The sequence below is a fragment of the Micromonospora sp. NPDC048894 genome (assembly GCF_040649765.1).
Lineage (GTDB): Bacteria > Actinomycetota > Actinomycetes > Mycobacteriales > Micromonosporaceae > Micromonospora > Micromonospora antibiotica.
On sequence record NZ_JBEZFY010000002.1, the window covers coordinates 252171 to 276473 of the forward strand.

19 protein-coding genes are annotated in these 24303 nt (G+C 73.3%); 8 read left to right on the top strand and 11 right to left on the bottom strand.

The annotated features are described in order from the left end of the window. Positions 1 to 3 precede the first annotated feature (3 nt). Positions 4 to 1725 carry a trehalase family glycosidase gene (locus tag AB0C22_RS05010; protein ID WP_357533568.1) on the bottom strand — a complete coding sequence of 574 codons (1722 nt, stop codon included), beginning with the start codon at positions 1723 to 1725 and terminating at the stop codon, positions 4 to 6. Between the two features lie 444 nt (positions 1726 to 2169). Between AB0C22_RS05010 and AB0C22_RS05015 the strand changes: the two genes are divergently transcribed. Further along, complete coding sequence (locus AB0C22_RS05015; RefSeq protein WP_219461798.1) at positions 2170 to 4002, top strand: RICIN domain-containing protein; 1833 nt, start codon at positions 2170 to 2172, stop codon at positions 4000 to 4002. A 191-nt stretch (positions 4003 to 4193) separates the two neighbouring features. After that, a complete protein-coding gene (locus AB0C22_RS05020; RefSeq protein ID WP_357533570.1) occupies positions 4194 to 5792 on the top strand; it encodes an arabinofuranosidase catalytic domain-containing protein in 1599 nt (532 codons plus the stop codon). A 138-nt stretch (positions 5793 to 5930) separates the two neighbouring features. On the opposite strand, the gene AB0C22_RS05025 is transcribed toward AB0C22_RS05020, so the two are convergent. After that, positions 5931 to 8147, bottom strand: coding sequence for an ATP-dependent RecD-like DNA helicase (locus tag AB0C22_RS05025; protein ID WP_219461793.1), 2217 nt, complete (start codon positions 8145 to 8147; stop codon positions 5931 to 5933). Positions 8148 to 8258: 111 nt separating this feature from the next. Next, positions 8259 to 11621 carry a M12 family metallo-peptidase gene (locus AB0C22_RS05030; protein WP_357533572.1) on the bottom strand — a complete coding sequence of 1121 codons (3363 nt, stop codon included), beginning with the start codon at positions 11619 to 11621 and terminating at the stop codon, positions 8259 to 8261. A gap of 345 nt (positions 11622 to 11966) precedes the next feature. Here AB0C22_RS05030 and AB0C22_RS05035 point away from each other — a divergent pair, with 345 nt between their 5' ends. Genes AB0C22_RS05035 through AB0C22_RS05050 form a run of 4 tightly spaced genes read left to right on the top strand, consistent with a single transcriptional unit; the run spans position 11967 to position 15371 of the window. Then, positions 11967 to 12860 carry an ABC transporter ATP-binding protein gene (locus AB0C22_RS05035; RefSeq protein ID WP_357533574.1) on the top strand — a complete coding sequence of 298 codons (894 nt, stop codon included), beginning with the start codon at positions 11967 to 11969 and terminating at the stop codon, positions 12858 to 12860. 1 nt (position 12861) lies between these two features. Then, on the top strand, positions 12862 to 13593 hold the full coding sequence (locus AB0C22_RS05040) for an ABC transporter permease (protein WP_219461788.1): 732 nt from the start codon (positions 12862 to 12864) through the stop codon (positions 13591 to 13593). A 21-nt stretch (positions 13594 to 13614) separates the two neighbouring features. Further along, positions 13615 to 14769: a sensor histidine kinase gene (locus tag AB0C22_RS05045; RefSeq protein ID WP_357533576.1), complete on the top strand. Its 1155-nt coding sequence runs from the start codon at positions 13615 to 13617 to the stop codon at positions 14767 to 14769. Beyond that, on the top strand, positions 14766 to 15371 hold the full coding sequence (locus AB0C22_RS05050) for a response regulator transcription factor (protein ID WP_219461784.1): 606 nt from the start codon (positions 14766 to 14768) through the stop codon (positions 15369 to 15371). The genes AB0C22_RS05045 and AB0C22_RS05050 overlap by 4 nt, the downstream gene beginning before the upstream one ends. Positions 15372 to 15396: 25 nt before the next feature. Here the strand turns inward: AB0C22_RS05050 and AB0C22_RS05055 are convergent, their stop codons facing one another. The 4 genes from AB0C22_RS05055 to AB0C22_RS05070 form a co-directional block, all read right to left on the bottom strand. Beyond that, complete coding sequence (locus AB0C22_RS05055) at positions 15397 to 15993, bottom strand: GNAT family N-acetyltransferase (RefSeq protein ID WP_219461782.1); 597 nt, start codon at positions 15991 to 15993, stop codon at positions 15397 to 15399. A 32-nt stretch (positions 15994 to 16025) separates the two neighbouring features. Next, the gene (locus AB0C22_RS05060; protein WP_357533578.1) at positions 16026 to 17132 is read right to left on the bottom strand and encodes a winged helix DNA-binding domain-containing protein; all 1107 of its coding nucleotides are present in this window, start codon (positions 17130 to 17132) and stop codon (positions 16026 to 16028) included. Positions 17133 to 17260: 128 nt separating this feature from the next. Continuing rightward, positions 17261 to 17917 (bottom strand): response regulator transcription factor, encoded by a 657-nt coding sequence (locus AB0C22_RS05065; RefSeq protein WP_208566070.1) that lies wholly within the window; start codon positions 17915 to 17917, stop codon positions 17261 to 17263. Then, on the bottom strand, positions 17905 to 19131 hold the full coding sequence (locus AB0C22_RS05070) for a sensor histidine kinase (protein ID WP_219461778.1): 1227 nt from the start codon (positions 19129 to 19131) through the stop codon (positions 17905 to 17907). The genes AB0C22_RS05065 and AB0C22_RS05070 overlap by 13 nt, the downstream gene beginning before the upstream one ends. A gap of 169 nt (positions 19132 to 19300) precedes the next feature. On the opposite strand from AB0C22_RS05070, the gene AB0C22_RS05075 reads away from it, so the two are divergent. After that, a complete protein-coding gene (locus AB0C22_RS05075; RefSeq protein WP_219461776.1) occupies positions 19301 to 19510 on the top strand; it encodes a hypothetical protein in 210 nt (69 codons plus the stop codon). A gap of 77 nt (positions 19511 to 19587) precedes the next feature. On the opposite strand, the gene AB0C22_RS05080 is transcribed toward AB0C22_RS05075, so the two are convergent. The 4 genes from AB0C22_RS05080 to AB0C22_RS05095 form a co-directional block, all read right to left on the bottom strand. After that, entirely contained in the window at positions 19588 to 20601 is a 1014-nt protein-coding gene (locus AB0C22_RS05080; RefSeq protein WP_219461775.1) for a HEAT repeat domain-containing protein, read from the bottom strand. Between the two features lie 4 nt (positions 20602 to 20605). Continuing rightward, positions 20606 to 21268 carry a HEAT repeat domain-containing protein gene (locus tag AB0C22_RS05085; protein WP_219461772.1) on the bottom strand — a complete coding sequence of 221 codons (663 nt, stop codon included), beginning with the start codon at positions 21266 to 21268 and terminating at the stop codon, positions 20606 to 20608. A gap of 96 nt (positions 21269 to 21364) precedes the next feature. After that, a complete protein-coding gene (locus AB0C22_RS05090) occupies positions 21365 to 22108 on the bottom strand; it encodes a DUF2071 domain-containing protein (RefSeq protein WP_219461768.1) in 744 nt (247 codons plus the stop codon). Between the two features lie 39 nt (positions 22109 to 22147). Further along, positions 22148 to 23056 (bottom strand): bile acid:sodium symporter family protein, encoded by a 909-nt coding sequence (locus AB0C22_RS05095; protein WP_219461766.1) that lies wholly within the window; start codon positions 23054 to 23056, stop codon positions 22148 to 22150. Between the two features lie 164 nt (positions 23057 to 23220). Between AB0C22_RS05095 and AB0C22_RS05100 the strand changes: the two genes are divergently transcribed. Continuing rightward, positions 23221 to 24207 (top strand): hypothetical protein, encoded by a 987-nt coding sequence (locus AB0C22_RS05100; RefSeq protein ID WP_219461763.1) that lies wholly within the window; start codon positions 23221 to 23223, stop codon positions 24205 to 24207. Positions 24208 to 24303 lie beyond the last annotated feature (96 nt).

Below are 24303 nucleotides of genomic sequence, written 5' to 3' on the forward strand. Positions count from 1 at the left end.
CGTTCACCGGGTCGGCCCCGCCGGTGACCCGGTGCGCCCCTGCTGGGCGGCGGCGAGGATGAGGTAGCTGCTGGCCGTCCAGGTGTACGCCCGGTCGCGCAGCCCCGCGCCGGTCTCGGCGTCGAAGTTCTCCGCGAAGCCGGACTTCTCGCACAGCACCAGGAACCGCCGGCTGATCTCGTCGGCGAGCACGGTGTGCCCGGCCCGGCGCAGGCCGTCCTCCACCAGCACCGTGGAGGGGGCCCAGATCGGGCCACGCCAGTAGCCGTCGGCGAGGTAGTGGGCCGAGTCCGTCGGTTCGGTGGCCAGCCCATGGGTGGTCAGGTGGGCCTCGACCCGCCGGGCCAGCACCCGGGTGACCGGCTCGGGGAGGTCGTCGCCGAGGGTGACGGGCAACAGGTCGAGCAGGCTGCGGCTGGCCCGTCGCCGACCGGTGTGCGGGCTGCGGGCGGTGAAACGCTCGCCGTCCCACAGGTCCCGCAGCAGGGCGGCGCGCACCCGGTCGGCCTCGGCGGACCACCGGTCGGCGGGCTCACCCAGCTCGGTGGCGAGGTCGGCCAGGCAGCGCAGTTGGCTGACCAGGAAGGCGGCGAGGTCGGCGGTCTCCAGCACCCGGTCGTGGTCGAAGGTGGTGGCGTTGTCCCAGCCGCTGTCGTTACCGTGCTGGTAGTGCGGCAGGTCGTGGCCGGGGGCGCGGCGGGCGTCCAGCCAGAACCGGGTCCACCGACCCAACCGGTCGTACGTCCGGGCCAGTTCCACCCGGTCCGGCGGCGTGGGCAGCCGGCGGCGCAGCTGCCGCAGGGCCCACCCGTGCACGGGTGGCTTGACGTAGTTGTGCAGCACCTCCGAGTGGGTGACCGAGTCCGGCAGGGCACCGGCGGCGTCCTGGTGGTCGAAGGGCAGCTGGAACTGGTGCCAGGCAAGCTCCGGCTCGCCGGACGCCAGGGCGATCGCGTTGAAGCAGTGGTCCCAGCTCCACACCTTGTCCATCCAGTGCTTGGACATCAGCACGGCCGGCCGGGTGACGAAACCCGCCGGCTCGACGGTGGCCGACCACAGCACGTACGCGGCCAGCTCGGCGGCGGGGGTGTCGACACCGCGCCAGGGCGCGACCGCGTCGACGAACGCGGTGAACTCGACGCCGCGGTCGCGGCACAGCTGGTCGAACGTGCCGGACCGGGCATAGGGGCGGCGGGCCGTGCGGTACTCCTCGATCGCGATCTCCCAGGGCTGGTCGGCGGGCAGGTGCAGCCAGCGGTCGGCGGTGCCGAGCGCCTCCGCTCCCCCGAGCCCGCCCGGTGGGCCGGACAACACGGTGACCCGGTAGCGGCGGCCCGTCTCGTACGAGGTGAACACGGCCGACCCGTCGACCGGGTCGCGGTAGAGGTAGGTGCCGCTGAACGGGGTGAGGGTCCCGGCTGCGGCGGCGATCCGCAGTCCGAGCCCTCGGCCCCGCAGCCGTAGGGTGTCCGGCCCCTCGTAGCCGGCCTCGACCAGGCCCGTGCCGCTGCGCCAGGTGAGCAGTGTGGGCGTGGCCACGACCGTGCTGGCGGCGGTCGGGGCGAGTCGGAGCACCGGGTGCAGCCCGGTCTGGTGGGAGACCAGGTGCAGATCGTCGGCGTACGTCTTCTCGGCCACCACCGGGGAGATGTTGAGCCAGGAACCTCGGTAGCTGAACGGGATGTCCTGGAGGGAGAACTCCGGACCGGACGGTGCGACGGTCATGGCAGGTGACGCCCTCTCTGTCGTACGGTGGTCGGTCCTTGCGCATCCGACGTCCCGGCCGGGCCCGGGCGACGCGAACCGGCCCCTCGGCGATCGCCACGAGGTTGGCAGCGGTCGGTCACCGCCGACGGCTGGTTGCCGTCGCCTGCTGCCTCGATTCGCGGGCGACGTCCGGTGGCGAGGGGGGACGAGCGCCGCGCGGGTGGGGGCGCGACCCGACCGTCAGGCGAATCGGTTCGGCTCCTCCTTCGGACGAACATAGGTCTGGCGAGGCGACACGGTCAAGAGGGGGCACCACAGCCGTGATCGACATCGGAAACGTCGACTTCACCGCCCTGTCATCTTATTGACATCCTTCACTGGCTCACCCTACGATCCCTGCGAATCGATTCGCATGCGAAGCCCTCCGGAGAGCGTCCCCGCGCCCCACCAAGGAGCCGCCCTGTGAAAACCCCGCTGCGCAGCCGGCCCGGACGAATCCGCGTGATCGTCACCCGACTCACCGTCTGCCTGCTCGCCGTCGCCGCCACCGCCGTCGCCGCCACCCCGGCCCAGGCCGCCGACGAGTCGATCAGCGTCAACTTCTCCGCCACCGACGGCACGCCGACCTACCGCGCCTCCGGCTGGATCTACGGTATGACCGAGAACGCCAGCGGCCCGGCCGACCACTTCTACCGCGACGTCAAGTTCCAGTACATGCGGGCCGGCGGCGCGCAGCTGCCCGGCAGCGGTTGGGTCGGCGGCAACTACGACCGCCGGTGGAACTCCACCCTCGCCCAGGCCCGCCGGACCGCCGCCCTGGGCGGTCAGTTCATCATCCTGCCGCACGACCTGTGGGGCGCCGACGGCGCGGGGATCTCCCGCTTCCCCGGTGACAACGGCAACTGGACCGACTACGACAACTTCCTGACCCGGCTCATCGGCGACGTCCGGGCGGCCGGGCTGACCGTGCAGTGGGACATCTGGAACGAACCCAATATCACCATCTTCTGGAACCGCCCGATCTCCCAGTACCTCGAACTGTGGCGACGCACCTACCAGCGGCTGCGGGCGGAGTTCCCCACCCAGCTCATCGTCGGGCCGAGCTGCGCCTGCGTGCCGTCGACCAACCACGCCTTCTGGAACCAGTACCTCGACTTCGTCCGCTCCACCAACACGGTGCCGGACATCGTCAGCTGGCACTCGCTGCCCGGCGACCCGGTCGCCAACGTCGCCGCCGCCAACGCCACCCTCGACGCGCGTGGCATCGCCCACCCCCGGCCCTACCAGATCAACGAGTACGGCGCGTCCAACGAGCAGAACCCGGCGGACGGGGCCTGGTACGTCGCCCGGCTGGAGCGGGCCCGCGCGGACGGCCTGCGGGCGAACTGGGCCAGCGCCGGCAACCTGCACAACGACCTGGGCAACCTGCTGATCCGCAACTCGGCCGGCCAGCACCAGCCCAAGGGCGAGTGGTGGGTCTACCGCTACTACGCCGCGCAGACCGGGCAGATCGCCGCGGTGACCCCCAGCCAGTCCTACGACGCCTTCGCCACCCGGGCGACCGGGGTGGCGAGGGTCCTGGTCGGCGGCGGCCGGACCACCGGCAACCTGACCGTCAACCTGCAACGGCTGGACGCCACCAGCGGCATCGTGCAGAACAACCAGGTGCGGGTGCTCACCCAGCGCATCCCGTACAACAACGGTGGCGCGGTGCAGGGGCCGGTCACGGTGTCGAACACCGTGCTCACGCTGACCAACAACGCCGTCTCGGTGACCCTGCCGTACGGCAACCAGAACGACACGTACACCGTCACCGTACTGCCGCCCGCCGAGACCGGCTTCACCTCGGTCGCGGTGGCCCAGCACTCCCAGCAGTGCCTGGACAACACCGGCCTGGGCACCGCCGACGGCAACCCCCAGCAGCAGTTCCCCTGCGAGGGCGGCGACCAGCAGCTGTGGAACTTCCGCCCGGTCGCCGGGGTGGCCGACACGTACACCGTGGTCAACCAGCAGAGCGGCAAATGCCTGGACGTCAGCGGGGCGTCCACCGCCGACGGCGCAGCCGTGCAGCAGTGGACGTGCCAGAACGGCACCAGCCAGCAGTTCACCCTGCGCCGGGTGACCTACGGGGGCAACGACTCCCACGACTACCAGCTCGTCGCCCGGCACAGCAACAAGTGCGTCGACGTCAACGGGGTCTCCACCGCCGCCCAGGCGCGGATCCTGCAGTGGACCTGCAAGCCGGTGGGCCAGAGCAGCCCGCTCAACCAGACCTGGCGGCTCTGGGGCCGGTAGAGCGACGGTCGGAGACCGGTCGACCGGCACCCGGTCGCGCGGACGTCGACCCCGCCCCACCACAGACGACCCTACGAATTGATTTCTATCGTTCTTTTGGTGATCCTGAGGGGGTCCCGAACCGATTCGCCACCACCACCCGAGGGCGGGTCCGCCAGGGCCGCGCCGCCGACGAACCAAGGAGCCGCCTCGTGCGTACCCCGTCCCCGAGCGGATCAGGACCGGTCCGCGATCCCCTCCCCCACCGCCGCCGGCACCGGCTGACCATGCTGGTCGGTGCGCTGGCCGGCGTCCTCGTCGTCGCCGGGGCCGTGCCCGGCGTCACCTCGCCGGTCGCCGAGGCCGCCGCCGCGCCCGCGCTGGCCGCCATCGAGCCGGGGCAGAGCACCCGGATCGTCGGCACCGCCTCCGGGCGCTGCCTCGAGGTCCCCAACGCCAGCACCACCAACGGCACCCAGACCCAGCTGTGGGACTGCCAGGGTGGCGCCGGACAGACCTGGACCTGGACGACCAACCGCCAGCTCACCGTGTACGGCAACAAGTGCCTGGACGCCTCCGGCCGGGGCACCACCGCCGGCACGGCGGCGATCATCTGGGACTGCAACGGTCAGACCAACCAGCAGTGGAACGTCAACGCCAACGGCACCATCGTCGGCGTGCAGTCCGGCCTGTGCCTGGACGCGAACGGCAACGGCACCGCCAACGGCACCAAGATCCTGCTGTGGACCTGCAACGGTCAGGCCAACCAGCAGTGGACCTCGCCGACCACCCCGCCCACCACCACCCCGCCGACCACGCCGCCGCCGACCACTCCCCCGCCCGCAGGCGCCCTGCCGTGTGACATCTACGCCGCCGGTGGCACCCCGTGCGTGGCCGCGCACAGCACCACCCGGGCGCTCTACGCCGCGTACACCGGCAACCTTTACCAGGTACGCCGCTCCTCGGACAACACCACCCGCAACATCGGGCTGACCGGCACCGGCGGCACCGCCAACGCCGCGACCCAGGACGCGTTCTGCACCGGCACCACCTGCGTGGTGACCGTCGTGTTCGACCAGTCCGGTCGCGGCAACGACCTGTGGTACCAGGGCTCCAGCGTGGTTCCCGGGTCGCCGCAGAGCCGGCCGGCGGTCGCGACCTCGGAGTCGCTGACGGTGGGCGGCGCCAAGGCGTACTCGCTCTACATCAACCCGGGCAACAGCTACTGGCGTGACGGTCACCTGACGGGCATCCCGACCGGCGCGGCCCCCGAGGGCATGTACATGGTCACCAGCGGCACCCACGTCAACAACGGCTGCTGCTTCGACTACGGCAACAGCGAAACCACCCGCAAGGCCGACGCCGCCGGGGCGATGGACGCGATCAACTTCAGCACCCAGTGCTGGTTCGGCGGCTGCTCCGGCTCCGGCCCGTGGGTGCAGGCCGACCTGGAGTGGGGACTGTTCCCCGGCGGCAGCAGCTCGTGGAACCCCAACCAGCGGGCGTTCCCGCACAAGTTCGTCACCGCCACCCTGAAGAACAACGGCACCTCCCGCTTCGCCATCAAGGGCAGCAACGCCCAGTCCGGCAGCCTCTACACCCTCTACGACGGGTCGCTGCCGCCCGGCTACAGCCCGATGAAGAAGCAGGGCGCGATCATCCTGGGCAGCGGCGGCGACTGCTGCAAGCCCGACGGCGGCGCGAACCTCAGCGCCGGCACGTTCTACGAGGGCGCGATGGTCGCCGGCTACCCGTCGGACGCCACCGAGAACGCGGTACAGGCCAACATCACCGCCGCCGGCTACCGCTGACCCCGGTGCCGACCACCTGACCGGATCGTCGCGCCGGTCACCGCCATCGGGCGGTGGCCGGCGCGACAGCCGGCTGTCGGCTGGCGGTGAGCGCGCGGCCGTCGAAGGGGTGCCCCACACCCCGGCGCGCCACACCCGCTATCCGGCCGATCCGCCGAGGCGGTGGTCCAGCGCGGTGTGGCGGCGACCCGCGCCGACGGTACGCACGGCGGCGGCCAGCGCACGACGGGAACCGACCAGGACGACGAGTTGCCGGGCCCGGGTGACGGCGGTGTAGAGCAGGTTGCGTTGCAGCATCATCCAGGCGCTGGTGGTCAGGGGCACCACCACGGCGGGATACTCCGAGCCCTGCGAGCGGTGGATGGTCATCGCGTACGCGTGGGCCAACTCGTCGAGCTCGTCGAACTCGTAGTCGAGGTTCTCGTCCTCGTCGGTGCGTACGGTGAGGGTCTGCTCCTCGGGGGTGATCGCGGTGACGATGCCGAGGGTGCCGTTGAAGACGCCCGACTGGCCCTTGTCGTAGTTGTTGCGGATCTGGGTGACCTTGTCGCCGACACGGAAGACCCGCCCGCCCATCCGCCGCTCCGGTTGCCCCTCGCGGTGCGGGGTGAGCCGCTGTTGCAGCAGGGTGTTGAGGGCGGCGGCACCGGCCGGCCCCCGGTGCATGGGGGCGAGGACCTGCACGTCGCGGCGCGGGTCGAGACCGAACCGGGTGGGGATCCGGGTGCAGGCGACGTCGACGGTCAACGCGGCGGTGGCCTCGGTGTCGTCGCAGGCGAACAGGAAGAAGTCCGGCAGCCCGTCGAGCAGGGGTGGCCGACCGGCGTTGATCCGGTGCGCGTTGGTGATCACACCCGACTGGGCGGCCTGGCGGAACACCCGGGTCAGCCGCACCCGGGGGACGGCCGACGCGGTGAGCAGGTCCCGCAGCACCTCCCCGGCACCGACGCTGGGCAACTGGTCGACGTCGCCGACCAGGAGCAGGTGCGCCCCCGGTGGCACCGCCTTGACGAGCTTGTTGGCCAGGATCAGGTCGAGCATGGACGCCTCGTCGACGACGAGCAGGTCGACGTCGAGGGGATTGTCCCGGTCGTGGACGGCCTCCCCGCCGGGACGCAGCTGCAGCAGCCGGTGCACGGTGGCGGCGGGGTGCCCGGTCAGCTCCGACAACCGCTTCGCGGCCCGCCCGGTCGGCGCGACCAGGGTGATCCGGGCCTTCTTCGCGGCGGCAAGCGCGACGATGGACCGCACGGTGAAGCTCTTGCCGCAGCCCGGCCCGCCGGTGAGCACCGCGACCTTCGAGGTGAGCGCCAGCCGGACCGCGTGCTCCTGTTCGGGGGCGAGATCGTTGCCGGTGACCGCCCGCAGCCAGGCCAGCGCCCGGGGCCAGTCGACGTCGGTGAAGTGGGGCAGCCGGTCGGCCCGGTCGTGCAGCAGCCGCAGCAACGAGGTGGCCAGCGACTGCTCGGCGCGGTGGAACGGCACCAGGTAGACCGCCGGCACCGGCTCGCCGTCGTCGCCGGGCAACAGCTCCCGGACCACACCCTCCTCGGCGATCAGGTCGTCCAGGCAGCGGGTGACGAGGTCGCCGGGGACGTCGAGGATCGTCGTGGCGTCGGCGACGAGCGCCGGGGCGGGCAGGTAGCAGTGGCCCGAGTCGGTGGCCTCGGACAGGGTGAACCGCAGGCCCGCCATCACCCGCTGCGGGCTGTCGTGCGGGATGCCGACCGCCTGGGCGATGGTGTCGGCGGTCTTGAAGCCGATGCCCCACACGTCGGCCGCCAGCCGGTACGGCTCCTTCGTCACCACCTCGATCGACGCGTCGCCGTACTGCTTGAAGATGCGTACCGCCAGCGACGTGGACACCCCGACGCCCTGGAGGAAGACCATCACCTCCTTGATGGCCTTCTGCTCCTCCCACGCGGCGGTGATCTTCGCGGTGCGTTTCGGCCCCAGGCCGGCGACCTCGACCAGCCGGGCCGGTTCCTCCTCGATGATCCGCAGGGTGTCCAGGCCGAAGTGCGCCACGATCCGCTCGGCGAACACCGGCCCGATCCCCTTGACCAGGCCGGAACCCAGGTAACGCTGGATGCCCTGGACGGTCGCCGGCAGCACGGTGGTGTAGGAGTCGACCTCGAACTGCCGGCCGTACTTCGGGTGCGACGACCAACGTCCCGACAGCCGCAGGCTCTCCCCGGGCTGCGCACCCAGCAACGCGCCGACCACGGTCAGCAGGTCGGAGCCCCGGTCGGTGGCGACCCGGGCGACGGTGTAGCCGGTCTCCTCGTTGACGTAGGTAAGCCGTTCGAGGACCGCGTCCAGGGTGGCGAGCGGTGCGCGGGCGGGGGCGGTCACCCCCTCATCGTGCCGGGTGCCCGACGCGCCCCACCCACCGCCCGGACGAACACCAGCGTCCTCCCCCGCCGGGTGGGCGGGGAAGGACGCCGGGTGTCGCGGTGCGCCTGGTCAGCCGATGGTGAGGTTGCCACCGGAGGCGGTCAGGGTGCCCTCCCGGGTCGACGCGCCGGTCCAGTCCGAGGAGAAGAGCAACCGGTCACCGTCCCAGACGGTGATGCCGATCCCGTCGCGGCGGCCCGGCTCGCCCCGGTCGGTGGCGGTCACCCGCATGGTCAGCCCGGTCGCCACCGCCACCGGGTCCTGCGCGGTGGAGATGTCGTACAGGGTGACCTGGTAGCGCAGGTCGGCGACCGGTTCCCCGGCCACCGTGACACCGAACGACTCCAGCGCGGTGCTCTGGAACTTGTACCGCTTGCCGCCCGACTTGTAGCCGACCTTCGCGCTGCCGACCAACTTCTTGCCGTTGTTGATCCGGCCGTCCAGGGTCACCTCGATGCGCCGGTCGTCGTCGAGCGGGTAACCACCGGCGGTGGCCCCGCCCTTCAGGTAGCCCGAACCGGCGACCGACCGGCCGTACCCGCCGGCCACCGTGACGATGGCCGTCGCGCTGCCGGTGTACGCCCCCGACACCGTGGCGGTGACCGGGTGCGCGCCGTGCGGCAGCACGGCGCGGCAACTGGCCGAGCCGTCGTCCGCCGCCGCGCCGAACGGCGTCGCGACCGCCGTGCAGAGGGTCTCGTCGCCCTCGGTGAAGGTCACCGTGGCGTTGCGGACGTCACCGCCGCCACCCCGCACGGTGGCCCGCAGCAGCACGCCGGTGGTGTCGGCGTCGTCCACCGGGGCGGCCAGGGCGTCACCGGTGTAGGTGACGGTGGCCGCGCGGACCTGGGTGATGGCGAGGTCGGCGTCGCTCAGGTCGAAGAAGACGTTGCCGACCGCCTCGATCTTCAGCCGGCCCCGGGCGGTGTCCACGTTCGGCAGGGTCACCGTCGCGGCGCCGGTGTTCGGCACGCTCTCCGCCAGCACGTGCGGGAAGGTCGCCCCGCCGTCGGTGGACAGCGAGATCCGCACCTCGCTCACGTTGATCGGGGCGGTGTCCGTGCCGGCCACGTCCCAGGTGACGGGCATGGTGCCGCCGCCCAGGTGGGCCGCCGGCGTGGCCTGCGAGGTGACCAGGAACGGGCCGGCCGCCGGGGCGAGGGTCAACGCCACGTCGGCGCTGCCGATGCCACCGCCACCGGGGTGGTGGTCCCGGCCGGTGAGCCGGAAGTGCAGGGTCCGGTCGTTGGTCACGCCGACCCAGTCGGCGGTGGGCAGGAACTCCGAGTAGCAGTCCACCGTCGCGGCGGGCACGTTGCTCGCCCCGCCGGTGGCCGGTGGGGCCGGCGCGGCCGGGCAGGCCCCGGTGGCGGCGTTGGTGTTGTTCGCGGCGATCTGGGTCAGGTCGGGGAAGTGCCGGGTCGGGTCGGTGCTCACCGCGTTCTCCCCCGGCGAGTGGTACTCCAGGGTGTCGGTCGGGCTGACCGCCGCCGCCACGCCGAACTGGCGGAACAGCGGCCCGTTGGTCTTGGTGTTGTTGACCAGCGCGGTGCCGGTGCTGCCACCCCGGTCGTTCTGCTCCCACAGGTAGCTGACGGTGTCCCCGTCGACGTCGGTGGCGCTACCGGTCAGCGCGAACGGGGTCCGCGCCGGAATGGTGTGCGCCGCCGCCGGCACGGTGACCACGGGGGCCCGGTTGCCGGTCTGCGCGGTCTGGAAACCGTTGTTGCCGGCCGCACCGCCCCGGGCGGTCTCACCGACGAAGCCGGTCATCCCGACGGTGTCGGTGAGACCGAGCGACGACACGTCGACCCCGGCCAGCGGGCCCGCACCGAAGGTGACCTGGAAGCCGGTGTCGTTCGGCGCGCCCAGCCCACCGAAGGCCGTCACGCTGACGGTGGCCCCGGCCGGCCAACCGGTGATCGCCTCGATGGCGGCCTTGATCCCGGCCGCGGTGTAGTTGCCGCCGCGCACCACCGGCACCGACGACTGCCCCGCGTAGCTGATGCTGAACGCGTCACCGTCGGTGTCGAAGCCGGACAGCGAGACGGTCTGCACCTCGTTGAGCGCCGCCCGGGTGCCGGTGACGAACGTGCTGATCTCGGTGTAGCTGCGCTGCGACCAGTACGGGTCGCTGTGCGGCTGGAGGTTGTCCTGCTGGCAGATGCCCGCGTACGCCATGATCGACGAACCGCTGCCCGGCTCGTAGGAGTTGGCGGCGCTACGGTTGCCGCCGGAGCAGTTGTACTGGGTGCCGTTGAAGGTGTGGTTGCCGGCGAACTGGTGGCCGATCTCGTGTGCCACGTAGTCGACGGCGTAGAAGTCACCGACCGGGGTGGGCAGGCCCGTGCAGCCGCGCGCCTTGCCGTCCAGGCCGACCACGCCGAGGCCGGCGACGCCGCCACCGGGCAGGCCCAGGCCGATGTGCCCGACGTCGTAGTTGCCCGCGCCGACGAGCTGGCCCAGCACGATCCGGTTGCGGTTGAGCAGCGAGCTGGTGCACGACGAGATCTGCGTGGGGGTGTAGCAGGCCGCCGTGCCACAGGGCCCGTTCGCCTCGGTGGCCAGGGCTGCGGTGTTCAGGTTGGTCTTGTCGGTGTCGTTGACCAGCACCAACCGGATCGCCGTCTCGTCCTCATAGATCTGGGTGACCCGGTTGATCAGGGTCACCTTCGCCGCGGTGACGTTCTCCGCGCCGAAGAAGGTGGCGTACGACGGGTCGGTGACCAGGGCCAGCCGGTAGGTGCGCAGGGTGACCGGCGGACCTACCGGCTCGTCCGCGGTAACCTCCGGCGTCAGCGCCCCGGCCGCCGCCGCGACGTCCTCCCGCTCCACCATGGCCGGGTCGGTGTCGAGCAGGTCGCGGGCGTAGTAGCTGGCGTAGACGCTCTGGTCGCCGTGGTAGTACGGGTCGAGGTACCAGCTGCCGCCGGTCGACCGGACCGAGGCGTGGAAGCCCAGCGGGGTCAGGTCGGCGCGGATGGTCGCCGTCGGGTCGTCCAGGCCCCGGCCGACGTACGTGCTGATCTCGGGATGCCGGGCGGCGAGCCCCGGCTCCATCACCGGCGAGTCGACCAGGGCGAACCGCTGGAAGCCCCCGGTGGGGGTGGGCAACGCGACGGTCAGCGCCGACTGCGACCGTCGGGCCGTACCGGCCCGCTCGGCCGGCACGTCGGCCAGGGTGTCGGCCAACGCGGCCCGGTCCAGGGTGTACGCGGTGAACCGCTCCGCGCGGATGTCGGGGGTACGCCCGTCCCGGGCGTTGGCCGACGGCTCGCTCGGCAGCTGCCGCCAGGGGCCGGAGCCGGCCGGCGCGGCGACCGCCGCGGTGCCGCCGGTCAGCGGCAGCGCGGTGGCGACCAGCACCGCGGCGAGGAGCCCGGCCAGTCGGCGGCGGCCGCGACCAGCGGGATCGGGGGGTGGAACCGTCATCGAGTGGGCCTCACTTCACCAGGTAAGAGGAACGGGCCGGATGGCGTGGCGTTCGTGGGCCACGCCGGGCTGTCCCGGAGAAGCACACGCTATGACGGGTCCCCTGTCGACAGACATCATCCGTAAAGTCGACGCGGCGGCGAAGCACGGCGGTGTAAGCGGTCCTTGATGGATCCCGGCGCGGTGGGCAGGTGACCAGGGACCGGTGCGTCGTGGTCGGACGCCCGCTGGCCGTGGCGGGGCGACACCGGCCCGCCGACGCGGGCGCGGCCGGGACATTTGTCCTGGCCGGACGGGTATCGCCGGCTCTGCCCTCGGCGGCCCCGGCTGCCTAGCGTGACGGGCATGGATGACACCGCGGTACGCCTGACCGGGCTCACCCGGCGGTTCGGCCCCGTCCGGGCCGTCGACGGGATCGACCTGACCATCGCGTCGGGCAGCACGGTCGCCCTGCTCGGCCCCAACGGCGCCGGCAAGACGACCACCATCTCGCTCCTGCTCGGACTCGCCCCACCCGACGCCGGAACGGTGACGCTGTTCGGCCGGTCACCGGGCGAGGCGGTCCGGGCCGGCCAGGTCGGGGCGATGGTGCAGGACGGCGGTTTCGTCCCCGGTGCCACGGTGCGGGACCTGGTCGCACTCGCCCGGGGGCTGTATCCCCGGCCGCTGGACACCGCCCGGGTGCTCGCGCTGGCCGGGCTGACCGACCTGGCCGACCGCCGGCTGGACCGGCTCTCCGGCGGTGAGACGCAGCGTGCCCGGTTCGCCTTCGCGTTGGCCGGTGACCCGGACCTGCTGGTCCTGGACGAGCCCAGCGCGGCGCTGGACGTCGCCGCCCGGCAGGCGTTCTGGACGGCGATCCGCCGGTACGCCGCCGACGGTCACACCGTCCTGTTCAGCACCCACCATCTGCACGAGGCCGACGAGTACGCCGACCGGGTGGTGCTGCTGGCCGGCGGTCGGGTGGTGGCCGACGGCCCGCCCGCCGAGATCCGGGCGGTGGCCGGCGGCCGAACGGTGGCCTTCGACCTCGCCGACGGGTCGGTGGCGGGCCTCGACCTGCTGCCCGGCGTCCGGTCGGTGCAGGTCCGGGGCGGTCGGGTGGCGCTCACCACCGACGACGCCGACGCCACCGTGCTGGCCCTGGCCGCCGACCGGGGCTTCCGGGGCCTGGAGGTCACCGGCGTCGGGCTGGAGGCGGCCTTCCTCACCCTCACCGGCGCGGAAGGGAATCACTGACATGCGCGCCTATCTGCGCTTCGAGCTACGTCGCCTGGCCCGGGACCCGCGGCTGGCGCTGTTCACCGTGCTGGGCCCGGTCGTCACCTACGTGATCTTCTCGGGCCTGCTTCCGGCGGGCGACCGGCTGGAGGGCGTCACCGCCGCCGCCGCGCTCATGGTCGGCCTGGCCGGCTACGGCGCGATGGCCGGGGTGCTCTCGGTGGGCTCGTCGGTGGCCCAGGAACGCGCGGTGCGCTGGCTGCACCAACTGCGGGTCACCCCGCTGTCCCCCCGCCGGGTGGTCGCGGTGAAGGCCCTGGTCAGCACCGTGAGCGGGGTGCCGTCGCTGGTCGCGGTGGGTATCGCCGGACGCCTCCAGCACCACGTCGAGCTACCCGCCGGCAGGTGGGCGGCCCTGCTGGTGCTGATGTGGGTCGGCACGGTGCCGTTCGCGCTGCTCGGGCTCGCCATTGGGTACGGCCTCACCCCGCAGCTCGCCCAGCCGGTCAACTTCCTCGCCTTCCTCAGCCTGTCGGTGCTCGGCGGACTGCTGGTGCCGGCGGCGTACTTCCCCGACCTGCTGCGGCACCTGGCACACACGCTGCCGACGTACCGGTTCGCCGAACTCGGTTGGCGTACGGCGGCCGGCCTGACCCCCGATCCGACCGGACTGGCGGTGCTCGCCGGGTGGACGGTGGCCTTCGGGGTGCTCGCCGCGGTGGCGTACCGCCGGTCGACCGCGCGTCGCTGAGCTCCCGCTACGGTGTCGACCATGCCCGGTGCCACGATCGCGGCCCCCGCCACCGGCCGCCGCCGGCGGCGGGGACTCCTGCTGGTGGCGTCGCACACGCTCTGGTTCTGGCTGCTGCTGCCACCGTCCACCGCGATCGTCCAGGGGCAGGTACGCCCGACGGCGGTCGCGGCGGTCGGGCTGGTCACCTTCGCGCTGCTCTACCTCGCGCTGGTGGCGGTGCCGGTGGCCGACCTGGTGGTGCCGCCCGTGCTGTTCCACCTCGGCCTGCTGGTGTTCGCGGCGCTCGGGGTGGGCCTCGCGGGCGCGTACGCCGGTGGCCCGCAGGGCTGGCTGATCCTGCTGACGTACGTCGCGACGGCCGGTGCGGTCGGGCTGGTCCGGCCGAGCCGGGGGTTCGCCTGGGTAGGCGGCAGTGCCGCTGCCGTCCTGATGATCGGGGTGGCGCACCGGGTGCCGGTCGGTGACATCGCCGCCTCGGCACTGATCACGGTGCTGGCAGGCACCATGACCCTGGCCTTCACCCGGACGGCCCGACTGGTGGCGGAGCTGCGCCGCACCCAGCAGGAGCTGGCCCGGACGGCGGTCGAGCAGGAGCGGCTACGGTTCGCCCGGGACCTGCACGATCTCCTCGGCCACACACTGTCACTCGTGGTGGTGAAGGCGGAGGTGGTGCGCCGGCTCGTCCCGACCGATCCGGGGCGGGCAGCGGCAGAGGCCCGGGACATCGAGCGCATCGGCCGTACCGCGCTCGCCGAGGTACGCGAGGCGGTCACCGGCTACCGGGACCGCAGCTTCGATCGGGAACTGGACGGTGCCCGGACCGCCCTCGCCGACGGCGGAATCACCGTCACCGTGCGGCAACCCGGCCGGCCGCTGCCGGTGGAGGCGGACGACGCGTTCGGCTGGGTGCTGCGGGAAGGAGTGACGAACGTGCTGCGGCACAGCCGTGCGTCGCGTTGCGAGATCGAGGTGCGCGCCGACGCCGAGGAGTCGGTGCTGACCATCGGCGACGACGGTGTCGGCGGCCGGCCCGAGCCGGGCAACGGCCTGCGGGGTCTCACCGAACGGCTCGCACGGGCGGGCGGGGAACTGCACGTCACCTCCGTCCGTGGCGGCGGTGTGCGGCTCACCGCCCGGATTCCCACCGGCACGCACGGGGCGGCGCGCGGATGATCCGGCTGCTGCTCGCCGAGGACCAGGGCATGATGCGCGGCGCACTGGCCCTGCTGCTCAACCTCGAACCCGACATGGAGGTGGTGGCCGAGGCCGGCACCGGCACCGCCGCGTTGGCGGCGGCCCTGCGGGTCCGCCCCGACGTGGCCCTGTTGGACATCGAGATGCCCGCCGGCAGCGGGCTGGACACCGCGGCGGCGTTGCGGCAGCAGCTGCCCTCCTGCCGGGTCCTGATCCTCACCACGTTCGGGCGGCCCGGCTACCTGCGCCGGGCGATGGAGGCCGGGGCGCGGGGATTCCTGGTCAAGGACGGGCCGGTGGAGGAGTTGGCGGTGGCGGTCCGCCGGGTGCTCGCCGGTGAGCGGGTGATCGATCCGGCGCTGGCGGCGGCGGCCCTGGCGACCGGCCCGAACCCGCTCACCGAACGGGAACGGGAGGTGCTCGTCGCCGCCGTTGACGGTGCCACGGTGGCTGACGTCGCCGCCCGACTGCACCTGTCGGAGAGCACGGTCCGCAACTACCTGTCGGCTGCGATCGGCAAGACGGGCACCCGCAACCGGATCGAGGCGGCCCACACCGCCCGCGCCAACGGCTGGCTCTGACCGCCCCTGGCCCGGGGTGCCGGTGTCAGCCGGCTGGTCGATCGCCCCGGATGCGGGCGTGCAGGTGCATGTCGTGCCGACCGTCGGCGTGCACGGCGTCGCTGCGCTTGGTGCCCTCCAGCAGGAACCCGGCGCGCAGCGCGGTCCGGCAGGAGGCGACGTTACGGGTCGAGTGGTCCAGGTGCAGCCGGTGGAAGCCCGCCCCGTCCAGCGCCCAGTCGCCAAGCGCCGTCAACGCCCGGGAGGCCACCCCCGCCCGGCGGGCGGCGGGAAGCACCCAGTACGCGCACCCGGCGACACCGTCATCGAGATCCATACTGGTCAGGGCGATCCGGCCGAGCACCTCGACGCCGTCGCGGGTCACCGCCCAACTGGCACCGGTCTCCCGCGCCCAGGCCTGCTGGTATTCCACGAACCACTGCCGGACCTGACTCTCGGAGGCCGGATGACGGGTGTGCCAGTGCCGGATCTCCGGATCCCGGTAGGCGGCCAGGAACACCGGGGCGTCGGACGGCTCCCAGGGACGCAGGACCAGGCCACCCGGCGCGGTGAGGGTCGGCTGCACACCGGCGGCGACGGCCCCGGCGGGGATGGCCGGTGGTGTGGAAAGAGGGACCCGCACGCCTCATCCTCCCCCGCTGCCGTGGGCCGGTGTCAAACTCCGCCCGGCACGTCGACGTCGACGTCGACGCGGGCGAGGTCCCGGTGGGCGGCGAGGCGTTGCGCCTGCGCGACGATGGCGTCGTGGACGGCGGCGGACAGCTTCCGCCATGGCTGGACGGCGAGTGTCAGCGCCCGGCCGGTCTTACGGGGCCGCCAGGTGCCGACGATCTCACCACCGGCCAGGACGGCGCCGGGGCGGCCCAGCACCGGCCACAACTGCTTGGCGTGGGCCGCGTCCGGCACCAGGGTCGCCCGGTCCCGCGCCTGCAGGAACAGGTCGAACGGGCCGAGCAGGCGCACGGCCGTGGTGTCGGCGGCACCGGCGAGCGCCGGCTCGTCGGCGGCGAGCAGCGAGCGGGCCTCCCCGTCGACCCGTACCTCGACCACGTCCTGCGGCCAGCGGGCCCGCACGTCCCTGACCGGGGCGTCGAGGTAGTCGGCGACCTGCTTGGGGGTGGCCGGGCCGAGCAGCCGCAGGTAGGCGCGGACCAGGTCGAACCGGTCGCCGGGCGGGGCGGGGCGGGTGAACCCGGGGATGTGGTGCAGGACCGGTGGCGAGGTGCCGGGGCGCAGCTCCAGCCCGGCCCGCACGGCCGCCAGCCGGAACGGCATCTCGTAGAGGTGGGTGGCGGCGCAGGGGCGGCAGAACCGCAGGTAGGGCTCGGGCAGCAGCGCAGCCAGCCGCCCGGAGACGTCGCCCTTGACCGTCGGGGTGGTGACCACGTCCCGCATCCGCGCCGCCACCTCGTCGAGGGCGGCCAGGATGCCGATGCCGGCGGCCTTCAGCGGCCGGGCGGCGTCGTAGATGCGTTTGGCCGCGTCCGCTTCGGAGTACGGCGCGACCGCCCCCGCCACCTCGGCCACGTCGGCGCGACGGTAGAGGTGCGGCGCACCGCGCGCGGTCCAGAGCAGGATCAGGTCGTCCGCGACCGGGGCCGTCACCTCGACCCCGCGCAGCGCGAGGGCCCACCGGCCGCCGTCCGGGCCGGTGTCCTGCACCCCGAGGTCGAGCACGGCGGTGTCCGCCAGCGTGCTCTCGGCCCGGTCGAGTTGCTGTGCGCGGGCGCGGAAATGCAGCACCTGCCGCCGGTCGATCATCCGGTCAGCCTAGGCGGCACCCCCGACAGAACTCGGCACCGTAGCCCACCGGCACGCCGATCAGCAGTCGGTTCAGCCGGGCGCCCAGCGCCAGTTCGGTGCCGGCCGGGGCCGGGGCACCGCAGGCGCTACCGTCGGCCGCCGTCGAGGTAGCGCAGCACCGCGGTGACCCGGCGGTCGGCCCGGTCGTCGGGGGGCAGCTGGAGCTTGGCGAAGATGCTGCGGATGTGCTTGTGCACCGCGCCCTCGGTGACGTACAACCGCTCGGCGATCGCCGTGTTGCCGAGCCCCTCGGCCATCAGCCCCAGCACCTCGCGCTCACGCGGCGACAGCTCTCCCAGTGCCGCGTCCGGCCTGCGGTGGCGGGCCAGAAACTGCCCCACCACCTCCGGGTCGATCACACTGCCGCCGTCGGCGACCCGGTGCAGCGCGGCGAGGAACTCCTCGACCCGACCCACCCGCTCCTTCAACAGGTAGCCGAGCCCGACCGCACCGACCGAGAACAGGTCGGTGGCGAACGCCTGCTCCACGTACGCCGAAAGGACCAGCACCGCGAGGCCGGGCTGCCGGCGACGGGCCTCCACCGCGGCCACGATGCCCTCGTTGGTGTGCGTCGGCGGCATCCGCACGTCCACGATCGCCACGTCCGGCGCGTACGCGTCGACCGCGGCCAGGAACTCACCCGGGTTGCCCGCCGTGGCGACCACGTCCAGGTCCTCCGCCCGCAGCAGCAGCGCCAGCCCCTCCCGCAGCAGCGGGTCGTCCTCGGCGATCACGATCCGCACGGCAACTCCACCTCCAGTCTCGTCGGCCCACCCTTGGTGCTGGTCAGGGTCATCCGGCCGTCGTACGCCCCGACCCGCCGACGGATGCCGGTCAACCCCGAGCCGCGCGTCTCGTCGACGTCGCCGCGCCCGTCGTCCTCGACGGTCACCGACAACCGGCCCTGCTCGCGGCGTACGGTCACGTCGACCCGACCCGCGCCGCTGTGCCGGACCACGTTGGTCAACGCCTCGGCCACCACGAAGTAGGCGGTGGCCTCCACCGAGACGGCGCAGCGTACCGGCACGTCGACCGTGAGCCGGCAGGGCACCGCGCAACTGCCGGCCAGCCCGGCCAGGGCACCGGCGAGGCCCCGGTCGTCCAGCACGGGCGGCAGGATGCCCCGCACCACGGTACGCAACTCGCCGAGCGCCTGTTCCGCCGCGTCCTGCGCCCGCCCGAGGATCTCGTCGGCCCGGTCCGGGTCCCGCCGCACCGCCCGGCGGGCCGCCCCCAGCAGCACGTTGACCGCGACCAGCCGGTTCTGGGTGCCGTCGTGCAGGGCACGTTCGATGCGACGCAGTTCCACCGCGTGGGCGTCCAGCGCCGCAGCCCGGGTGGCGGTCAACTCGGCGACCCGCAACGACAGGTCGATGCCCGGCGGCGGAGGCAGCAACCACCGTCCCGGCCGGGCCTGGAGGCGGGCCAACGGCGGACCGAGCGCGACCACGGCGACCAGCCAGCCCAACCCGAGCAACCCGACCAGGAGTGCCTCGGCCGGCCCGTCGATGCGCCACCAGACGATCCCCGGCGCCCCCGCCCCGGGCGGCAGCAGCCGGTACCACAGCGGGAACGTGAGGTCCTGCACGGCGTAGAGCGGCAGAGCGAGGCCGAGCAGCCCGCTGGCCAGGCCGGTGACCGCGTGCAGCGCGACCCAGCCGAGTTCCCGCCGGACGAACGGGTCGCGCACCGCCACCCGCAGCTCGGCCGGCACCGGGCCCGGGGCGGGGAGCTGCGTGCCCCAGCGGGACAGCCGGACACGCTCGCGGTCGGCCACCGAGCGTACCGCCCGCAGCGCGCCGGGTGCCGCCGGCAGCCCCACCCAGACCAGGCAGGCCGTCGCGACGAGCAACACCCACAGCAGCGCAGCCAACGCCAACAGTGCGGTGGCCAACCCGCCGACGAGGTGTTCGAGGGCGTCGACCGAGGCACGAGCCCGGTCCCGCAGGTGTGTCATCGGAAGACCTCCCGCGCCAACATAGGCCACCGGGCGGGCGGCCCGGCACCGTCGGCGCGGAAAGTAGCGCCTGCTGTACCGCCGCCGGTCGCGCTGGCGGGATCGTGCCCGACCCACCGCCACGCCTAGCGTCAACCTGGTCGAACACCCGCCGCCCGAGGAGGCAGCCATGACCGATCCGTACCGCATCGCCGACGCCCCGACCAAGCCGGAAGCCGACCTGCTCCGCCCGCTGCTGTGGCTGGTGCTGGTCGTCAGCCTCGCCGCCAACGCGGCGCTGACGACCGTGTTCGACAACCAGTGGGCCGGCTCCGCCTGCGGCCTGCTGGCGGTGCTCTGCGCCGGGACGCTGCTCGCCCGGCACCGCCGCGCCCGGTGACCGGCGCACGGGACGCGGGCCCGCCCCTCCCCGGCCACGGGGCAGGGGATGGGCCGGCCGCCTCCGCCGGCCGGCGCTCAGCGGCCGTCGGGGGCGGCGCGGAGGGTGAGCACGTAGCTCGCGGTGAGCGCGACGACCCGGTCGTCGTCCCCGGTCAGCCCGGCCAGGGCCCCCGACGTCGTGTCCCCCGGGATGTCCGCGAGCGCCTGGATCAGCCGACGCCGTGCCGACGCCCCGAGATCTGCCTGGGTGAGCAGGCCGATCAGGCGCGCGGCGATCCGCTCCGCCGTGGCGGGATCGGTCGCCAGCGCGCTCAGCGCGTCGGCGGCGTCGACGTCGTTCACCTCGGCGACGACCATGTCGACGAGCGTCGGCACGGCGTCGGGCTCGCCACGGACGCCGAGCGCCAGCGCCGCGTACCTGCCGACCACGGGGTCCGGGTGGCGCAGGGCGTCGCGGAGCAACGCGGTGGCGTCCCCACCCGGGATCTCGACGATGGCCCGGACGGCACGTTCCCGCACCCCGGCCTCGGGTGCGTCGAGCCCCTCCGCCAGCAGGGGCAACCCGTCGACGCCCAGGTGGGCGAGCGCCCAGCGCAGCGCCCCGGCGACGTTCGGGTCGGACTCGTCCAGCACCGCCGTGACCAGTGCCTCCACCGGCACCGGTACCTCACCGACCGAGGCCAGCGCCGCGCGTTGACGCTGCTCCGCGCGCGGTGAGCCCAGGTCGCGCAGGAGCGCGACGACCTGCAGGACGTCCTGCCAGTCGGCGGGCCCGGCGGCGTCGATCCGCCGGAGGCGGGTGAGCAGCTCCCGCTCCGCGGTGATGCGCGCCCGGGTCTGCCGGATGAGGTCGTCGACGAGTTCCGCAGGGGTGAAGGCGGGGTCGTCGAGCGCCCGTCCCACCGCCCGCAGTGACAACCCCAGCGAGCGCAGGCTCTCGATGTGGAAGATCCGGCGAAGGTCCGCGCCGGAGTACTCGCGGTAACCGACGCCGCTACGACCGGTCGGTCGCAGCAGTCCGAGCGACTCGTAGTGCCTGAGCATCCGGGCGCTGACCCCGCAGCGTCGCGACACGTCACCGATCAGCACCGCCTCACCCCGGCCCGCCGGTCCCGCCGAGCGCCACGATGCGCGTCGCCTCCCCGAGGGAGAACTCGAATCCGGCGTCCGGGTCGCGCAACAGCCGCTGCGTGGCGGCCGCGTGCGCGCGTACCCGGGGATCCGGATGCGTCCCGGCGGCGTGCAGGACCGGCGGGACGACCTCGCCGAGCGCGGACAACGCCCGGCTGAGGCTCAGCCACGTCGCCCGGTCGCCCCGCCCGAGCTGGGTGGCCAGCACCTCGGCCAGTCCGGACCCCGCGCCGTCGGGCACCAGGGCGACCGCCGCCCGCCAGGCGCTGCGTGCCACCTCGTCGTCGGGGTCGGTCAGCAGGGCCCGGGTGATCGCCGGCCAGGCCCGCCGGTCCCCGATCTTGGACAGCGTGTGCAACGCCTGACTGCGGGTCTGCGCCCGGGTCGACCCCAGGGCGGCGACGAGCCGGGGCACCGTCGCCTCCGGCGGGTGACGGGTGAGCGCCCAGGTCAACATCTCGCGGACGGAGAAGTCCGGTTCGGTCCCGCAGCGGGCGACGAGCGGGTCGACGAAAGCCGGGTCGGGGGTGGTGCCGACCGCCAGCGCGGCCCGCAGCCGCACCGACGGGTCACCACTCGCCAGCCCCCGCAGCGCCCGCGTCGGGTCCACTTCCGATCTGGTCATCCGGACCACCTCCCCGACGCAGTGTCGACCCTGACACCGTGTCAGGGTCAACCGGAGTCCCGCTGCGTCCGCCCGATCCGACGGGTGTCCGCCGGGTCACCGGGGCCGGCGCAGGACGACCGGTGGACCGAACCGGACCGGCACGCCGGGTGAGTACAGCATGCTGACCGGCGGTCCGGTCGGCGCCGGCAGTCCGGCGGCGGTGACCAGTTCGTCGTCCAGGTGCAGCAGCTCGGCCCGGTGCAACGGCCACTGCGGATGCCAGTTCGGCAGGTGCAGGGTGCGCCCGTACGCCCGGGTGTGCAGGCCCCACCGGGCGGTGAGGAAGTGCTCCAGCGGGGTCGGCCGGTGGATCGGCGCACCCACCCGGACCACCATCCGGCTGGTCGTCCCGGCCGGCCCTGGCCAGCGCCGACGACACCGGTAGCTGCGCAGGTCACCGTCGTGGTCCAGGCGCATCGCCGACCACAGGTACGGCAGCCCCAGGGTGACCCGGGCGACCAGCACCGGGATCAGCCGGGACGCGTCGAGGGACCGGAACACCACGGCCCGCCGACCGGCCTGGTCCACCGAGTAGAGCCGCACGTTGGTCTCCCGGAAGGTCCCCAGGTACGGCACGGCGGGCCCCCGGCCGAAACCGAGGCCGACCATTCGGAAGCCGATCAGTCCGACGTGGGTGGTTCCGTCGACGGTGTCCGGACGGGTACCGGCCGGCAGCAGCGGCGCGACGAGTTCCGGGGCGACCGCCCAGTGCAGGAAGGTCAGGTCCGCCCACCGCTGGCGCAGCAGCGTACGGGGGAACGTCTGGACGGGTGCGGGGACGACCGGTTCGATCTGCACGCACCCATCCTGCTCCACCGCCCCGGCCGGTGGGACGGGTCAGCGGAGGGTCCGTCGGCCCGTCTGCCCGGCGACGGTGGACGAGGGGGCGGCGGAGCGACGGGCGACGACGAGCCCGAAGGCGGCGGCGGTGAAGAACATGAGGCTGCCGTAGACCACCGACGGCATGGCCATCGTGGCGTTGTCGAGCAGGGTCGGACTCATCCCGATGGTGATGGCCAGGGTGGCGTTGTGCAGGCCGATCTCGAAGGATGAGGCGACCGAGTCCCGGTGCCCGGCCCGCAGCAGCCGGGGCGCGAGGTAGCCGACGGCGAGGCTGGTCAGGTTGAACAGCACCACGACCCCGATGAGCTCCCCGAGGGTGGCCAGCACGTCGTCCTTGATGCCGGCCACCGCCCCCACGATGATCACCGCCAGGACGAGCACGGAAATGATCTTCACCGGGCGCTCCATCCGCAGGGCGAAGGCGGTGAACCGACGCCGCAGTAACATCCCGATGGCGATCGGGATCAGGACCAGCGCGAAGACCTGCACCACCTTGCCGAACTGGAGGCCGATCGTGCTGTCCGCACCGACGAAACCGGCCACCGACAGGTTGACGATCAACGGGAGGGTGAACAGGGCCAGCACCGAGTTGATCGCGGTCAACGACACGTTGAGCGCGACGTTGCCCCGGAACAGGTGGCTGTAGAGACCGGCGGTGCTGCCGCCCGGCGAGGCGGCGAGCAGCATCATCCCCACCGCCAGCTCCGGGCGCAGACCGAAGGCGGCCACCAGGCCCAGGCAGATCGCCGGCAGGACCAGCATCTGGCAACCCAGGCAGATCAGCACCACCCGGGGCTGGCGGGCCACCAGGCGGAAGTCCTCGACGGTCAGGCTGAGACCGATGCCCAGCATGACGATGCCGAGGGCGACCGGAAAGAGGGCGAGCGACAACCCGGAACCCATGACCCACCACCCTGCCCCACGGGATTGACGTCTTTCACTGCATCCTGGCAGCGGCCAGCCCCGCCGGTCATCTCGCCGCATGCTCATCCACTCCCGACGGCCGGTGTCGAGTAGCCGACGGTCGCCCGGGGTGAACGGCTGCGCACGCCTGACATGATTACTCCATGTCAGCGTCTGACCACACCGAAGACGCCGCCGTCGACCCGGCGCGTCGCACGCAGGACCGCCCCGCCGACCAGAAGCGCCCCGCCGACCAAGAGCACCCCGCCGGACAGGAGCGCCCCGCCGGACAGGAGCGCAGCGCGCAACAGCAACGGGCAGTCGACGCCGAACCCGCCCGCCCCGACGACCGGGACGGCAACTCCGGTCCCCCTGGCAGCAGCGCGGACGAGCCGCCGGTCGACGCCCGACCGACGCGCCGACAACGACTGGTCCGGTCCATTCCGACCGTCGTCGCCGTCCTCGCCGGGGCGGTGGGGGTGGTGGGCGGTGTCGTGACGTTGATCCCGCACCGGCCCCCGTCCTCGCCTTTCGCCGAGTCGGCCTTCTCCGAGTCGTTCAACTCGCCGCTGGCCGACCCGCAGGAAGCCGACCGGTACTACGCGAGTTGGACCGACCCCGACGGCGACCGCGATCCGGACGACGCCTGGACCACCCAGGTGGACACCGGCAACGGCCTGTTCCGGCTCACCAACCGGGCCGACCGCAACGCCGTGCGCTACCACTGGGTCAGCGTCCGGGACCACCGCACCGGCACGGCGCTCGACGCCGCCGACCGACCGGTCACCGTCGACGTCCGGATTCCCGAGCACGGCACCCCGGCAAGCTCGGCGGGCCTGCTCTACCGGACCACCGAGCAACCCCGGGCGTACTACGCCTTCCTGGTCTCGCCCGACGGCACCTACTCGTTCGCCGTCCGTCGGCCGAGCGGCGGCGGACTGTCCTACCGGTTCACCGAGGCCTCGGACCGGATCCGGCCCGGCGGCTGGAACCGGATCGGGATCGTCGGCCACGGCGACCGGCTCGACCTCTACCTCGACGACACCCGGGTCAAGACGGTGCCGGCGGAGGAACTGACCGACGGGCAGAGCGGCGTCATCGCGACGAGCACCGGCGTCTTCGAATTCGACAACTTTCAGCTCTACCGGTGACCGGCGGGACACGTGCCGGAGGGGACCGGAGGCCGGCGCACCGACAACTCGTCTCCGTGAACCGGTGACGGCACCGGGTGTCGGGTAGCTGACGCG